Origin of the sequence: Paludibacterium sp., from assembly GCF_019232825.1 — a bacterium.
Lineage (GTDB): Bacteria > Pseudomonadota > Gammaproteobacteria > Burkholderiales > Chromobacteriaceae > Paludibacterium.
Genome location: NZ_JAFAND010000010.1, coordinates 1 through 14,702, shown reverse-complemented (window position 1 = coordinate 14,702; position 14,702 = coordinate 1). Strand labels below are relative to the sequence as shown.

Sequence of the window (14,702 nt, the reverse complement as noted above, 5' to 3'; positions counted from 1 at the left end):
CCCTCGCCGCCGGCGAGCCGCAACGGCAAGCGCGCGAGATCGGCCATGACGTCCCCTTCCTTGCCCAATTCCGGGTCGCCCAACAAGGCCAGCAACGACAGGCGATAGGCGGTTTCGTTGTAGGTGTCGGCCAAAACGGCCGCCGTGATCGGCGTCGCCTCGCGCAGCATCGCCAACGTGTCGTAGAGCGCTTCGGCGGCGTCCAGCCGTTCGATTTCCACTGCGGTCGATTCGGGCGCCGCGGCAGCCGAGGGCAGCGCGGCATCGAGCGTGTGCGCGCGCTCGCGCGCCAAGAGTTCGTACTCGGCCACATCGGCCATTTCCGGCGTCGACAGAAAGGCCGGCTCCAGGCAGAACGCGAGCCGGTCCGCGATCAGCGCGGCAAGCTTTTCCGCCGGCTGATGGCGCAGGTAATCGGCGATGTCGGTGGAGGTGAGGCCGGAGGCGCCCAGATGCACGCGCTGGGCCGACAATTGCGCCAAGCGCCGCTCGAAGGTGCCCGCCAGCGCGAGCATGCGGCTTTGCGCCAGCGCGATGGCCTGCGCCTGATTGAGCGTGGCCAGGCTCAGCGTGTCGTTGGCGGTCAGCGAGCGCACGACTTCAGTCGATTTGCCGACCCAGCGCCAGACGGCTTCGAGCCGGTGTTGCGCGGCGCGGATACGGAACTCGGATTGAGATTCCAGCGCTTCCTCGAACTCGGCATACAGTTCGTTAAGCCGCGCCAGCAAATGCTTGAGCGCCTCGTCCGACACCTCGCCCACAGCTTGGCCGGCGGCGACTTGGCTGGTCAGATAACCGAGTTCGACGTCGTCGCCGGCGAAATCGATCATGGTCGACAGCGCCGCCAGCGCGACCCGCGCGCCTTCGGACAATTGGTACAGCCCGGTATCGGATTGCCAGATCAGCAGATCGCCTTCGCGCAGGCGCTTGAGAATGGTGTCGAGCTTGACCGGATGCAGGTAGGCGAACCGCTGGGCCAACGCTTGCGGGCTCCAGAACGGTGTATCGGTTTGCGTGCCCAGCTCGCGCAGCACCAACAGGCGCATCAGGACCTCTTCGTCACCGCCGCGAAACAGGGTGATGAATACCGACAGGTAGGGCCATGCGCCGGTCAGCCGCGATACCGTGGCGAGTTCGGCGGGCTCGATGCCCGCCTGAAAAAAATCTTCGAGAGAATGCACGTCCGCTCCGTTTCGAGCGTCAGAAAACGAGATTTTCCCGGCCGGCGCCGTTAATCGTCAACGCCGTTGGCCGGTTGGATCAGGTTCGAGCGCGGCGCCGGTGCGGCGGCCTCTGCTGCTTGGGCCGCGGCCGCGCGGTCGGCGGCGCGCGCCACTTCCAGGTAATCCATGATGGCGCGCGTGAGTTGACGCGTGCCCTCGCCGGTCAGCGCCGAGATGGTGAATACGCGCCGCGCCTGCATATCGAAACCGTCGCGGTCGTCGGCCACGTCGCGCGGCCAGCCGAAAGCGTCGATGAAGGCGTCGATCTTTTGCTGGCGCTCGTCGTCGCTCAGCATGTCGAGCTTGTTGAGCACGAGCCAACGCGGCTTGTCATGCAGGGCCTCGTCGTATTTGCGCAGTTCCTCGACGATGGCCTGCGCCTCGTGCACCGGATCGACCTCGGGGTCGAACGGGGCCAGGTCGACCACGTGCAGCAAGAGGCCGGTGCGGCTCAAGTGCTTGAGGAAGCGGTGTCCGAGGCCCGCGCCTTCTGCCGCGCCCTCGATCAAACCCGGAATGTCGGCGATGACGAAGCTTTGCGCATCGTTGAGCCGGACCACGCCCAGGTTGGGATGCAGAGTGGTGAACGGGTAATCGGCGACTTTGGGCTTGGCGGCGGATACCGCGCGGATCAGGGTCGACTTGCCTGCATTGGGCATGCCAAGCAGGCCGACGTCGGCCAGCACCTTCAATTCCAGGCGCAGCATGCGCTTTTCGCCTTCCTCGCCCGGCGTGCATTGGCGCGGCGCGCGGTTGGTCGACGATTTGAAATGCAAGTTGCCCATCCCGCCCTTGCCGCCACGGGCGACCAAGATGCGCTGACCATGCTGCGTCAGGTCGGCGACGACCTCTTCGGTGTCCATGTCGATCACTTGGGTGCCGACCGGCATGCGCAGCTCGATGTCCTCGCCGCCCTTGCCATAGCAATCGGCGCTGCCGCCCCGTTCGCCGTGTTCGGCTTGATAGCGTTTGACGAAGCGGTATTCGACCAAGGTATTGATGTTTTCGTCGGCAACGGCATAGATGCTGCCGCCGCGGCCGCCGTCGCCACCGTCGGGGCCGCCGAACGGTACATACTTTTCGCGGCGGAAACTGGCCGCGCCGTTACCGCCTTTGCCGCCGACTACTTCAATACGCGCTTCGTCAATGAATTTCATCGCTATGCCTTCAGGAATGGTTCGGAGTGGTTCGGCCCGAGGCCGACCGGGTGACTATGAAAAAAGCCCTACCGCCAGGGTAGGGCTTTTTCAGGAGGTCGCTCAGGCACCCCTCCTGCGGACGCGGCGATTATTCGCCGTCGACACCGGTGTACGGAACCACGGTCACGTACTTGCGTTGCTGCGCACCTTTGACGGTGAACTGAACGTAGCCATCCACCTTGGCGAACAAGGTGTGGTCCTTGCCGCAACCGACGTTTTCACCTGCGTGGAAACGGGTGCCGCGCTGACGCACGATGATGGAACCGGCCGGAATCAGTTCGCTGCCGTATACCTTCACGCCCAGGCGTTTGGATTCGGAATCGCGACCGTTGCGGGAGCTACCGCCTGCTTTTTTATGTGCCATGACTGTTTACTCCTTACTTGGCAATCGCGTCGATACGGATTTCGGTATAGTTCTGACGATGACCCTGATGCTTCTGGTAGTGCTTACGGCGACGCATCTTGAAGATGCGGATCTTTTCGCCGCGACCATGGGCAACAACGGTTGCCGTCACGGTGGCACCAGCGATGCGGGGGGTCCCCACGGTAACCTGATCACCGTCAGCAACCATCAATACTTCGTCAAGTACGATCTGGCTGTCGATGTCTGCAGGTATCTGTTCTACTTTGAGTTTTTCGCCGACAGCAACCTTGTACTGCTTGCCGCCAGTTTTTACGACCGCATACATTCGTATAGCTCCTAAAGTTTCATTTCATCCCGCCAAATAGACGGGAAGTCGGCCATTCTATTCGTTGGATTGCAAACTTGTCAAATATTTCATGAGCTTAGCCCGTCATTCTATTGGCATGGCGAGTCGATCGGCTTTTCTGCTAGAATCGACCGGTTTCCTCGGCCTAAAGCTCATATAAAACCGTGTCCGTGACCCCGCATTTCCGTTCCCTGATCGCTGACGACATGTTGGCGGTCGACCGCGTCATCCGCACGCGCCTGCATTCCGATGTGGTTCTGATCCGTCAGGTATCCGAATACATCATCTCCGCCGGCGGCAAGCGCCTGCGCCCCGCGCTGACACTGTTGGCCGGCCAGGCTTGCGGCTATCGGGGCGAGCTTTTGCACGAGCTCGCGGCAATGGTCGAGTGCATCCACACGGCCACGCTGCTGCACGACGATGTGGTGGACGAATCGGCACTGCGCCGGGGCCGCGAGACCGCCAACGCGTTGTTCGGCAATGCCGCCAGCGTCTTGGTCGGCGATTTTCTCTATACCCGCGCCTTCCAGATGATGGTCACCACGCACAATATGCGCATTCTGGAAGTGATGGCCGAGGCCACCAACATCATCGCCGAGGGCGAGGTGCTGCAGCTGCTCAACATCGGCAATGCCGATGTCGATGAGACCGCCTATTTGCAGGTGATCGAATACAAGACGGCCAAGCTGTTCGAGGCCGCCTGCCGCGTCGGCGCGCTGATTGCCGGCGCCGCAGCGCCCGTCGAGACCGCGCTGGCCGACTATGGCCGTCATCTGGGCTGTGCGTTCCAGATCATCGACGATGTGCTCGACTACAGCGGCGACGCCGATACCATCGGCAAGAGTCTGGGCGACGATCTGGCCGAGGGCAAGCCGACCCTGCCGCTGATCTACGCCATGCAGCACGGCACGCCGGAGGGGGCCGCCTGTGTGCGCGACGCCATCACGCACGCCAGCCGCGATCATTTCCACGACGTGCTCGCCGCGGTGCGGGCCTGTAACGCGCTCGACTATGCCCGCGACGCGGCGGTCAAGGCGTCGCAGCGCGCCATCGCCGCGCTGGCGCCGCTACCCGCTTCCGAGATCAAGCAGGCCATGGTGGAGCTGGCCGTTTTTTCGGTCGACCGCCAAGCCTGATCCGGCGCGGCGCATTGCGCCGCGTCACCAACGCCCGCCCAGCGCCTTGAGCAGGCTGACGCTGGCGACGAACTGATTGCCGCGCAACTGCGTCTGCAAGCGTTCGGCGCCCAGCAAATTCTGCTGGTTGATGGCCAGCGTCAGCGCGTTGTCCAATCCTTCCTGATAACGAATGCGCGAGATCGCATACACCTTGCCGAGGCTGGCGACGGCGCCGGCCTGCTGCCGGGTTGCTTGCCGCAGCCCTTGCAGCGCGCCTAGCGCGTCCTGCGTTTCCTCGATCGCCTGCAACACCGTTTGGCGGTAATTGGCCGCCGTGGCGGCGTAGCCGGCGCGGGCCGATTCGACCGCGCCGCGCGTGCGGCCATCGTCGAACAGTACTTGGCTGGCCTGCAGCCCCAGCGACCACACCATGGCCGGCGCCGAGACGAGCGAGCTGAACGTGGTCGATTCGTAGCCGGCGTAGGTCGGCGTCAGCGTCAGTTGCGGAAACCAGCCCGCCTCGGCAACGCCGATCTGGGCATTGGCGGCGGCCATCGCCCGTTCCGCCGAGGCGATGTCCGGGCGGCGCTGCAGCAGCTCAGCCGGTAGCCCCGCGGGGACCTCCGGCGTACTCGGCGGCAGCGCTCCCGGCGCCAAATGGAAGTCGGCGGCCGGTTTGCCGCTGAGCGTGGCGAGCAGATCTTCCTGTTGCAGGCGTTGGTTGTTGAGCAGACTGAGCTGTGCCCCGGCGGCTTGCAGACCGGCCTCTTGCGTGGCGGTGTCGCTGCTGGAGGCGATGCCGCCTTGGTAGCGCAGTTGCGTCAGCCGCACCACTTGCCGCTGCAAGGCGATCGACGCGCTGATCTGTTGGATTTCCTCGTCCAGTTCGCGCAATTGAAAATAGCTTGCCGCCAACTGCGCCGTCAGCAGCAGGCGCACGTTCTCGGCATCCGCCCGGCTTTGCTCGGCACTGGCGCGCGCGCTTTCGACATCGCGGCGCACCTGCCCCAGCCAATCGAGCTCATAGCTGACCGTCAGCAACGGCCTGACGTCGTTTTGCACCGTTTCGCCCTGGGTCGAGCCGTAGGAACTCAGCGGCCGGTCGGCGGAAATGCGCGTGCGGCTGGCGCCGAGGTTGGCGCCGACCGTCGGCAGGGTGGCCGACTCATGGATGCCGGCTTGCGCTTGCGCCTGCTGCCACTTCGCCAGCGCCTGCTGCAAGCTGGCGTTTTGCGCCAGGCAATCGGCTTCGAGCCGATCGAGTGTGGCGTCGCCGTACACCCGCCACCAGGCCTGCTTGGGCTCGCCGTCGGCCGGCACGGCGTTTTGCCAGCCGCTTCCGTCTTTCCACTGCGCCGGCATGTCTTGTACCGGCGGGCGATGATAGTCCGGCCCGATGGCGGTGCAGCCGGCGAGCAGGCTCAGGCCGGCAAGCAGGCCGGCGGATAAGGGGAATGGGGGTCGCATGCGCATCACCCGCCTTGGCCCGCGCCGACGATCTGGGCGGCGTCGCCTTCGCTGATCGCATCCGGGGGATTGATGATCACGCGGTCTTGATTGCCGACGCCGGCTTTGATCTCCACCTCGCGGCCGTAATCGATGCCCAACTGCACCGTCTTCAGCCGTACCTTGCCTTGCGCGTCCACGGTGGCGACTTGGCTGCCCGCCGGGCCGAACAGCAGGGTGTTGACCGGCAGGGTCCGGCTATGGCCGGCCGGCAGCTTGAAGCTGGCCTGGACGTAGGCGCCGGGCAGCAGGCGATGGTTGGCGTTGGCGAGTTGTACCTCGACCTGCAAGGTGCGCATGGTCGGGTCGATGGCGCCGGCGGTGCGAACCACCTTGCCCTGGGCGGCCGGCGTGCCGGCATCGACGGTTTTGATGTCCACCGGGTCGCCGACATGGATCAGACTCGCCTTGTCCTCCGGCACATACAGATACAGATGCAGCCGGTCGATCTGCGCCAGCGCGAACAGCGCCTGACCGCCGCTGCCGCTCACGCCGCTGCCACCGTTGCCGGCGTTGACCAGTGTGCCGTTGTCGACGTTGCGCCGCGTGACGATGCCGTCGAATGGCGCGACGACCCGGTTGAAATTCAGCTGTTCTTTGAGCCGTTTCAATTCGGCCGCGGTCTGCTGATAGGCGGCGGTCTTCTCGTCGAACTCCTGCTGCGAGACCGCATCGAGCGCGCGCAGCCTGCTCCAGCGGTCGTAGGCGACCTTGGCCAGCTGATAGTTGGCCTGGGCTTCGTCGACCTGCTTGTCGATGTCCGGCGTATCCAGCGTAGCCAACAGCTCGCCCTTTTTCACCGGTTGGCCGATGTCCTTGAACCATTGCTTCACGTAGCCGTTGGTGCGGGCATACAGTTGCGCCTCGACAATGCCTTGCAAGGTGCCGGGCAGCGTCAGCAGATTGTCGTGGCGGTTGCCGCCGGGGGACACCACGCTCACCTGCAGCACGGCGTTGCTGCGCGCGCGTTGGGCCAGCGTGTCGGCTTGGGCGTAGCGCACCCAGAGCGAGCGGGCCAGGCCCGCCAGCAGGATCGCGATGGCGATCAGGGCAAACTGACGGACGCGGCGGGCGACCTGGTCGCGCTTGCCCATTCCCTTGACGCGATTTTGGTGAAATTCCGGTACGCCCTGGTTGGCATGGCGTTGATCTGTCATGGTGAGGTCCTAGTCTTGCGCTACGGGCGGCAGGGCGCCGTCGACGGGTTGCCGGCCGGCTTGGCGATGCGCGAGCCAGCTATGGACGGCGGCGAAGACCGCCGGAACGAACAACAGGGTGGAGACGGTGGCGAACAACAGTCCACCGATGACCGCGCGGCCGAGCGGCGCGTTCTGTTCCGAGCCGTCGCCGAGGCCGATGGCCATCGGAATCATGCCGATGACCATGGCCAGCGCGGTCATCAATACCGGGCGCAGCCGGGTGGCGCCGGCCTCCAGCGCGGCGGAGAGCGGCGGCAGGCCATCGCGCATGCGCTGCTTGGCGAAGGAGACCACCAGAATGCTGTTGGCGGTAGCCACCCCCATGGTCATGATGGCGCCGGTCAACGCCGGCACGCTCAAGTTGGTGCCGGTGATCATCAGCATCCAGGCGATGCCGGCCAGCGCGGCCGGCAGCGCGGAGACGATGATGAAGGGGTCGAGCCAGGACTGGAAGTTGACCACGATCAGCAGGTAGACCAGCACGATGGCGCCGAGAATGCCGAGTCCCAGACCGAGATAGGAGGACTGCATGGTCTCGACCTGGCCGCGCAGGCTGATCTTGCTGCCCTTGGGCAGCGTTGCCTCGACGTGTTTGATCTGTTGTTCGACGTCGCCGGCGACCGCGCCCAGGTCGCGGCCGCGCACATTGGCGTAGATGTCGATGGCCGGCTGAATGTTGTAACGGCTGACGATGGCCGGTTCGCGCGCCGGCGCGACGCTGACCAGATTGCCCATCTGCTGCGGCGCGCTTGCGCGCGTGCCGGGCGGGTTGACCGGCAACTGCATCAGATCGTTGAGCGAACTGATGCGGTATTGCGGCGTTTGCGCCTGCACGTTGTAGACGATGCTGTTGCCCGGATCGAGCCAATAGGTCGGCTGGGTCTGCTGGCTGCCGGACAACGGCAGCAACAGATTCTGCGCCACGTCGGTCGGGCTGATGCCCATCGACTGCAAGCGCGGACGGTCCATGCGCAAGTTGATGGTCGGGGCGTCCTCGCGCTGGTGAATATGCACGTCCTCGGCGCCGTTGATCGCCATGATGCGGTTGGCAAGCCCGACGGCGAAGGCATGATTGGCCGCCGTGCTCTTGCCGACGATCTGCACGTCGATGGCGGCGGGCGTGCCGAAATTGAGGATCTGCGTCACGATGTCGGCGGGTTGGAAGAAGAATTCCACGCCCGGAAAACGTTTTTTCAGCAAGGACGGAATCTTGTCGATGTAGTCGCTGCTGGGATGGTGTCCGGGTTTGAGCGAAATGAGGATATCGGCGTCCATGGTGCCGATGGTGCCGGAGTTGCTGTAGGACAGGTTGATGCCCGAGTAGGGCAGGCCGATGTTGTCGATGATGGTGTCGAGCTCGTTGGCGGGAATGATCTCGCGCAACGCCTTGTCGACGCCATCGGCCATCGCCGCCGTGTTCTCGATGCGGGTGCCGGTCGGCGCGCGCATGTGCAGCTTGATCTGGCCTGTGTCGATCGTGGGGAACAGGTCTCGTCCCAACAGCGGATAGAGCAGGCAGGACAGCAGACAAAAGCCGAGAAAGCCCGTCATGAACCGGCGGCGGCGCGTCAGCAAATGACTTAAGAGCAGCGTATAGACGCTGCGCAGCTTTTCGAACTGATGGTTGAAGTGTCGGTTCTGCCGATGAATCCACCGCGTGACGCGGCCGGCGTTGTGCTGGTGCCCCATCAGCAGCAGGGCCAGCGTCGGCACCAGCGTGCGCGAGAGCACATACGAGGCCAGCATGGCGAAGACCACGGCCTCGGCCAGCGGCACGAACAGATAGCGCGCCACCCCTTCGAGGAAAAACATCGGCACGAACACGATGCAAATGCACAGCGTCGAGACGAAGGCCGGCACGGCGATTTCGCCGGCGCCGTCCAGAATGGATTTATACAACGGCGAGCCCATGTGCAGGTGGCGCTCGATGTTCTCGATGGTGACCGTGGCGTCGTCGACCAGGATGCCGACCGCCAGCGCCAAACCGCCCAGCGTCATGACGTTGATGGTCTCGCCGGCCACGTGCAGCAAAATGATCGACGAGAAAATCGACAATGGAATCGACACGGCGATGATCGACGTGGTGCGCCAGTTGCCGAGGAACAAGAGCAGCATCAGCGCCGTCAACACGGCGGCGATCAGCGCCTCGTGAATCACGCTTTGGACCGCGGTTTTGACGAAAACCGACTGATCGGTCAGCAAGGACACGTCGATGCCAGGCGGCAGCAGCTGAGTCACATGCGGCAACAGGCGCTTGAGGTTGTCCACCACGTTCAAGGTCGAGGCGCCGCCGTTTTTGTAAATGGACAGCAATAGGCCGCGTTGGCCGTTCTGACGCACGATATTGGTCTGCGGCGCGTAGCCGTCGCGCACGTGGGCGACTTGGCTCAAGTAGGTGACCGCGCCATTGCTGCTGCGGATCGGGATGTCGTTGAGGCCGGCGATCGTGGACGGCGAGCCGTTCAAACCGATGTTGTATTCGCTGTCGCCGATTTTCGCCGTGCCGGCCGGCAGAATCAGGTTTTGGCTGCTGACGGCGTTGACCACGTCGGTTGGCGTCATGCCGCGCGCGGTGATGGCGGCGAGATCCAGGTCCACCGATACCAGGCGGCTTTTGCCGCCGTAAGGGTAGGGGATGGCGACGCCGGGGATGGTGATCAATTGCGGCCGCAGGGTGTTCACCGCCGCGTCGAATACATCTTTTTCCGATAAGGATTTGCTCGACATCCCCAACTGCACCACCGGCACGCTGGAAGCGGTGTACTTGATCACCAACGGCGCGGTGGTGCCCTGCGGCATCTGGCGCACGACCGCTTGCGAGACCGAGACCACCTGGGCGATGGCGGTTTGAATGTTGACGTTCGGCTGGAAGAAAATCTTGATGATGGCAATGCCGTTGAGCGATTGCGACTCGATGTGCTCGATGTCGTTGACCGTGGTGGTGAGCACGCGCTCGTTGGCTTGGGTGATGCGGTCGGCCATCTGCTGCGGCGCCAGGCCGTTATAACTCCAGATGACGCTGATGACGGGAATGTCGATTTCCGGCAAGACGTCGACCGGCGTGCGCAACACGGCCAGTCCGGTTGCCAGCAAAATAGCGATGGCCATGACGATGAAGGTGTACGGCCTGCGCAGCGCAATCTCGACGATCCACATCCGGAAATTAGCCTCTATATACCAGTATTCTTGCTCCGCGGGCGGAGGACGGGTCTTGTCCCGCCGGGGAAGGCCGGCAAGACAGGAAAGCAAAGCATTATAGGTGGCGCCGATGACGACGATATGCCGGAAAGTGTTATGAAGTATGAGTGGCGGCGCGCTGCGGTTGGCCGGCGATCAGCTTTCGACCACGCCGATGTGGATGCCATGGCGCGCAATTTTCGAATGCAGCGTGGTGCGCGATATCTGCAACAGCTCGGCGGCGCGCGACACCTTGCCCTCGGCTTGATTGAGGGCGCCGACGATCAACTGCCGCTCCAAGGCCTCGACCTGCGCGGTGAGCCCGCCGGCCAGCACGCTGACGGACGGGCGAACGGGCAGGGCCGGCGCTGGCGCCGGCGGGCTCACGCTCAGGTCGAGCCACTCCTCCTCGTCCTCGGCGATTGCCGCCAGCGGTCCGGGCGCTTCCTGCGCGGTGAGGCTGCGCACGATCACGTTTTCCAGCATGCGCACGTTACCCGGCCATGGCTTGCGCCGTAGCGCCGCCAACGCCGCTTCCGACAAGCCGTGGATGGCGTGGTTGGTCAGCGCACTGTGCTTTTCGATGAAGTGCAGCGTCAGCGGCTCGATGTCGTCCGGCCGCTCTCTGAGCGGCGGCAGCGACAGGATGCCGACACAGAGCCGGTAGAACAGGTCGGCGCGCAGCCGCTTATCGCGGATGAGCTGCGACGGCGGTTCGTTCAACGCGGCGACGATGCGCACGTCGGCGCTGCTTGCGCGGCTGCTGCCGAGTTTCCAGTAGGTTTTTTCCTGTAGAAAGCGCAACAACCGGCTCTGCAAGTCGAACGGCATGGCGCTGAGTTCGTCGAGAAACAGCGTGCCGCCATCGGCGATCTCGAGATAACCCTTGCTGTTTTCCGCCCCGGTGAATGCGCCTTTGACGGTGCCGAACAAGGCGCTTTCGATCAGCGAGGCCGGCAGCGCGCCGCAGTTGAGCGCGATAAACGGCTTGTCGGCGCGCGGGCTGGATTCGTGCACCAGCCGGGCGAACAGCTCTTTGCCGGTGCCGGTTTCGCCGACGATCATCACCGGCGCGCTGTTTTGCGCCAAGCGGCGCGCTTTGCGTATCAATGCGCGCATCGTCTTGTTGCCGGTGACGATGTTGACGCTGTCATGGCGGTTGCCGTCGTAGAGTAGGCGGTTGAGTGCGACCACCTGCTGTTGCAGGCGGCGGAAGTCGGAGAGATCGCGGCCGATCTCGATCACGCCGATGATGCGGTGCGCCTCGTCGTAGAGCGGCACGGTGGTGTGCTGAAAGTCGACCGGCTTGCCATCCTGGTTGTAATACACCTGGAAGTTGCCGATGTATTCGCTGCCGTTTTTCAACGCGTCGAGCATGGTGCTCTTTTCCTCGGCGAGCCGAGGGTAGACCTCCAGCACGTGCTGGCCGAGCGGAAGCGGGCCGCGGTAGCCGTCGATGTCGGCGCTTTCCTGGTTGTAGTAAACGAAGCGCCCCTGGCGATCGATGATGGTGATCGGTTGATGAATCAGGTCGAAGAAGCGGGAGAACAGGGAGAGGGCGCTGGCTAGCGCCGGATGGTTTTCGCTCATGAGGTGGCCGCGCCGGCTCCTGCGAAGTGACGATATTTCGTCAAAGTGTAGGCTTTTCGCCGTTGTGCAGGCAACACGACACTCTTGATCTGCCGCAAGGTCTTATTTTTATTCGATTTTGCGCTTGGCATGAAGTTTGCACATTAAATCATGACATCGGGCCAGTCAGCGCGACCCGACGAAGCCGGCGGCGCGGTGAATAACTACCTCTCGCGCTCTTCGGGAGCAGGCGCGATCCCGCGCCGCCGGGGTGGGCAGCATAGCGAATCGATTCAACGGATACGAACATGAAAAAACTGAAGATCGCGGCTAGCACCTGCACGTTGGGGAGCTTCATTACCGACCGAGAGGTGGTCGACCCGTATCAGACCGACTTCACCGATGTCGGCGCGGTGGTATTGGCCGATGAGGACATCGAACGCAACCTGCTGGGCCATCTCGACGGCACCGGCTTCGACATACCGGTGTTCGCCGTGGTGAAAAAGGGGCAGCGGCTGCCAACCGACCTCTACCACAAACTATCCGGCGTCATCGACGCGCACAACGACACCCCGGCCTTTTTCGGCCGGCAGATCGATACCGCGGCGTCGGCCTACGAAGCGGCGCTGCTGCCGCCGTTTTTCGCCGCCATGGCGGGCTACGTCGATCGCGGCAATATGTCGCTGTCGACGCCGGGCCACAATGGCGGCCAGTTTTTCCGCCAAGAGCCGGCGGGGCGACGGTTTTACGATTTCTTCGGCGAGACGCTGTTTCGCGCCGACTTGGCGTGCTCCGAGATCAAAATGGGCGACCTGCTGATCCACGAAGGCGCGGCCGGCGAGGCGCAGCAGCACGCTGCCCGGGTGTTCAACGCCGACAAGACCTATTTCGTGCTCAACGGCACCTCGGCGTCGAACAAGGTGGTGCTCAACGCGCTGCTCTCCCGCGGCGATTTGGTGCTGTTCGACCGCAATAACCATAAATCGGTGCACTACGGCGCGCTGTTGCAGGCCGGTGCCACGCCGGTGTACCTGGAAACCAGCCGCAACCCATTTGGCTTTATCGGCGGCATCGACGCGCATTGCTTCGATGAGGACTATTTGCGCCAGGCGGTGCGCGAGGTGGCGCCGGAACGCGCCGATCTGCCGCGCCCGTTCCGGCTGGCGGTGTTCCAGCTCGGCACTTACGACGGCACCATCTACAACGCCCGCCAAGTCGTGGATAAGATCGGCCGGTTGTGCGATTACATCCTGTTCGACTCGGCCTGGGTCGGCTACGAGCAGTTCATCCCGATGATGAAGGACTGCTCGCCGATGTTGCTCGAACTGGGGCCGGAAGATCCTGGCATCATGGTGACGCAGTCGGTGCACAAACTGCTGGCGGGATTGTCGCAAGCGTCGCAGATCCACAAGAAGGACCGCCACATCAAGGGCCAGGCGCGCTACTGCAACCACAAGCATCTGAACAACGCCTTCATGCTGCACGCGTCGACGAGCCCGAATTACCCGATCTTCGCCTCGCTCGACGTCAACGCCAAGATGCATGCCGGCGCGCACGGCCAGCGCATGTGGATGAGCGCGGTCAAAACCGGCATCGAAACGCGCAAGCTGATTTTCGAGGCGTGCCGCCTGATTCGGCCTTTCGTGCCGCCGGTGGTCGACGGCATCCCCTGGCAAGCGCATGACACCGAGGCCATCGCCAGCGACCGCCGCTTCTTCGCCTTCGCGCCCGGCGATGCTTGGCATGCGTACGAGGGTTTCGCGGCCGACCAGTATTTCGTCGATCCGTGCAAACTTCTGCTGACCACGCCGGGCATCGATGCCGTCAGCGGTCGTTATGAGTCCTTCGGCATTCCCGCCACCATCCTGTGCAATTATTTGCGCGAGCACGGCATTACGCCGGAGAAGAACGACCTCAACTCGATTCTGTTCCTGATCACGCCGGCATCGGACCTGGCCAAGATGCAGCATTTGGTGGCGTTGCTCGCCCACTTCGAAACGCTGATCGAAGAGGACGCGCCGATGCGCGAGGTGCTGCCTTCGGCTTACGCCGCTCACGAGGCGCGCTACCGCGGCTACACCATCCGCCAGCTGTGCCAGGAGATGCACGACATCTACGTCAGCCGCAACGTCAAGGACGTGCAAAAGCTGCTGTTCCGCAAGGCGCACATGCCGAAGATGGCGATGCTGCCGCAGGATGCGCATACCCGCTTCGTGCGCGACGAGGTGGAGCTCGTGCCCTTGGCGCGCATCGATGGCCGTATCGCCGCCGAGGGCGCGCTGCCGTACCCGCCGGGCATCATCTGCATCGTGCCGGGCGAGGTCTGGGGCGGCGCCGTGCTCGACTATTTCCGTGCCTGGGAGTCGGTGGTGGCGCTGCTGCCGGGCTTCGCGCCCGAATTGCAGGGGGTCTACTGCGGCAACAACCCGGATGGCACGCCTTGCGTCTTGGCTTACGTCGTCAAGAACCCGGCTTGAGCCGGGCGAGTCTTCCCGCTGCCCGCGCCGTTGGCGCGGGCTTTGTTTTGTAGGGTGGGGGAACCAATATGATCCGGGCCGCTCCACCAATGCATCTTGATCTGGGAGCGGCTGACGTGAAAAAGAAAGCGGTATTTAGCCAGGAGACGCTGGCGCAGGCGTTGCGCGATCTAAAGAGCGGTAAAACGGTGGATCAATATGATCTTCCCGCCAGCGTAAAAGCGTCGGTCGCCGCGCTTCGTTACAGCAGCGAGGACATTGCCAAGGCATGTGCCCATCTGCCCAAACGAAGACGCGTCTTTAAGGGGTGAATCCGATCGGTTCCGGTATGGTCGTTTTCAGGCTGTGCCGTCTGCGGTACAATCCTGCCGCCCGTCCTCGTAGTTAAATGGATATAACAGCCCCCTCCTAAGGGGCAGTTACAGGTTCGATTCCTGTCGGGGGCGCCAAATTCATATCGACAATCAGCAGTACTCATCGATGTGTCCCGGATCCGGGCGATCACCCTCTTCCCTTTCCTCGGG

At 63.5% G+C, this 14,702-nt stretch carries 11 protein-coding genes and 1 tRNA gene; 4 read left to right on the top strand and 8 right to left on the bottom strand.

The features are described 5' to 3' along the window. The 4 genes from JOZ06_RS01050 to rplU all read right to left on the bottom strand — a co-directional run. On the bottom strand, positions 1 to 1,181 hold a 1,181-nt coding region (locus tag JOZ06_RS01050; RefSeq protein WP_293227821.1), incomplete at its 3' end, for a hypothetical protein. A gap of 50 nt (positions 1,182 to 1,231) precedes the next feature. Beyond that, positions 1,232 to 2,380, bottom strand: coding sequence for a GTPase ObgE (gene obgE, locus JOZ06_RS01045; RefSeq protein ID WP_293227819.1), 1,149 nt, complete (start codon positions 2,378 to 2,380; stop codon positions 1,232 to 1,234). A gap of 130 nt (positions 2,381 to 2,510) precedes the next feature. Further along, entirely contained in the window at positions 2,511 to 2,786 is a 276-nt protein-coding gene (gene rpmA / locus JOZ06_RS01040; protein ID WP_293227817.1) for a 50S ribosomal protein L27, read from the bottom strand. A 13-nt stretch (positions 2,787 to 2,799) separates the two neighbouring features. Then, a complete protein-coding gene (rplU, locus tag JOZ06_RS01035; protein ID WP_293227815.1) occupies positions 2,800 to 3,111 on the bottom strand; it encodes a 50S ribosomal protein L21 in 312 nt (103 codons plus the stop codon). A 227-nt stretch (positions 3,112 to 3,338) separates the two neighbouring features. Between rplU and JOZ06_RS01030 the strand changes: the two genes are divergently transcribed. Continuing rightward, positions 3,339 to 4,268: a polyprenyl synthetase family protein gene (locus tag JOZ06_RS01030; RefSeq protein WP_293227823.1), complete on the top strand. Its 930-nt coding sequence runs from the start codon at positions 3,339 to 3,341 to the stop codon at positions 4,266 to 4,268. A 24-nt stretch (positions 4,269 to 4,292) separates the two neighbouring features. Here JOZ06_RS01030 and JOZ06_RS01025 read toward each other — a convergent pair whose 3' ends face one another. The 4 genes from JOZ06_RS01025 to JOZ06_RS01010 all read right to left on the bottom strand — a co-directional run bounded on the left by JOZ06_RS01025 (position 4,293) and on the right by JOZ06_RS01010 (position 11,722). Continuing rightward, entirely contained in the window at positions 4,293 to 5,717 is a 1,425-nt protein-coding gene (locus tag JOZ06_RS01025) for an efflux transporter outer membrane subunit (protein WP_293227813.1), read from the bottom strand. Between the two features lie 5 nt (positions 5,718 to 5,722). Then, a complete protein-coding gene (locus tag JOZ06_RS01020; RefSeq protein WP_293227811.1) occupies positions 5,723 to 6,913 on the bottom strand; it encodes an efflux RND transporter periplasmic adaptor subunit in 1,191 nt (396 codons plus the stop codon). A gap of 9 nt (positions 6,914 to 6,922) precedes the next feature. Continuing rightward, positions 6,923 to 10,111, bottom strand: a complete 3,189-nt coding sequence (locus JOZ06_RS01015; RefSeq protein ID WP_293227809.1) for an efflux RND transporter permease subunit — start codon at positions 10,109 to 10,111, stop codon at positions 6,923 to 6,925. Positions 10,112 to 10,288: 177 nt separating this feature from the next. Next, positions 10,289 to 11,722: a sigma 54-interacting transcriptional regulator gene (locus JOZ06_RS01010; protein ID WP_293227808.1), complete on the bottom strand. Its 1,434-nt coding sequence runs from the start codon at positions 11,720 to 11,722 to the stop codon at positions 10,289 to 10,291. A 287-nt stretch (positions 11,723 to 12,009) separates the two neighbouring features. Between JOZ06_RS01010 and JOZ06_RS01005 the strand changes: the two genes are divergently transcribed. The 3 genes from JOZ06_RS01005 (at position 12,010) to JOZ06_RS00995 (ending at position 14,627) form a co-directional block, all read left to right on the top strand. Beyond that, on the top strand, positions 12,010 to 14,178 hold the full coding sequence (locus tag JOZ06_RS01005; RefSeq protein WP_293227806.1) for an ornithine decarboxylase: 2,169 nt from the start codon (positions 12,010 to 12,012) through the stop codon (positions 14,176 to 14,178). 68 nt (positions 14,179 to 14,246) lie between these two features. Further along, positions 14,247 to 14,489, top strand: a complete 243-nt coding sequence (locus JOZ06_RS01000; RefSeq protein ID WP_293227805.1) for a hypothetical protein — start codon at positions 14,247 to 14,249, stop codon at positions 14,487 to 14,489. Between the two features lie 63 nt (positions 14,490 to 14,552). Next, positions 14,553 to 14,627, top strand: a tRNA-Arg gene (locus tag JOZ06_RS00995). The last annotated feature ends 75 nt before the right edge of the window (positions 14,628 to 14,702 follow it).

Excerpts from the sequence above, each read along its gene's own strand:
- JOZ06_RS01005 (WP_293227806.1), top strand. The coding sequence starts at position 12,010 with ATGAAAAAACTGAAGATCGCGGCTAGCACCTGCACGTTGGGGAGCTTC.
- rplU (WP_293227815.1), bottom strand. The coding sequence starts at position 3,111 with ATGTATGCGGTCGTAAAAACTGGCGGCAAGCAGTACAAGGTTGCTGTC.
- JOZ06_RS01015 (WP_293227809.1), bottom strand. The coding sequence starts at position 10,111 with ATGTGGATCGTCGAGATTGCGCTGCGCAGGCCGTACACCTTCATCGTC.
- JOZ06_RS01000 (WP_293227805.1), top strand. The coding sequence starts at position 14,247 with ATGATCCGGGCCGCTCCACCAATGCATCTTGATCTGGGAGCGGCTGAC.
- JOZ06_RS01010 (WP_293227808.1), bottom strand. The coding sequence starts at position 11,722 with ATGAGCGAAAACCATCCGGCGCTAGCCAGCGCCCTCTCCCTGTTCTCC.
- JOZ06_RS01020 (WP_293227811.1), bottom strand. The coding sequence starts at position 6,913 with ATGACAGATCAACGCCATGCCAACCAGGGCGTACCGGAATTTCACCAA.
- obgE (WP_293227819.1), bottom strand. The coding sequence starts at position 2,380 with ATGAAATTCATTGACGAAGCGCGTATTGAAGTAGTCGGCGGCAAAGGC.
- JOZ06_RS01025 (WP_293227813.1), bottom strand. The coding sequence starts at position 5,717 with ATGCGACCCCCATTCCCCTTATCCGCCGGCCTGCTTGCCGGCCTGAGC.
- rpmA (WP_293227817.1), bottom strand. The coding sequence starts at position 2,786 with ATGGCACATAAAAAAGCAGGCGGTAGCTCCCGCAACGGTCGCGATTCC.
- JOZ06_RS01030 (WP_293227823.1), top strand. The coding sequence starts at position 3,339 with ATGTTGGCGGTCGACCGCGTCATCCGCACGCGCCTGCATTCCGATGTG.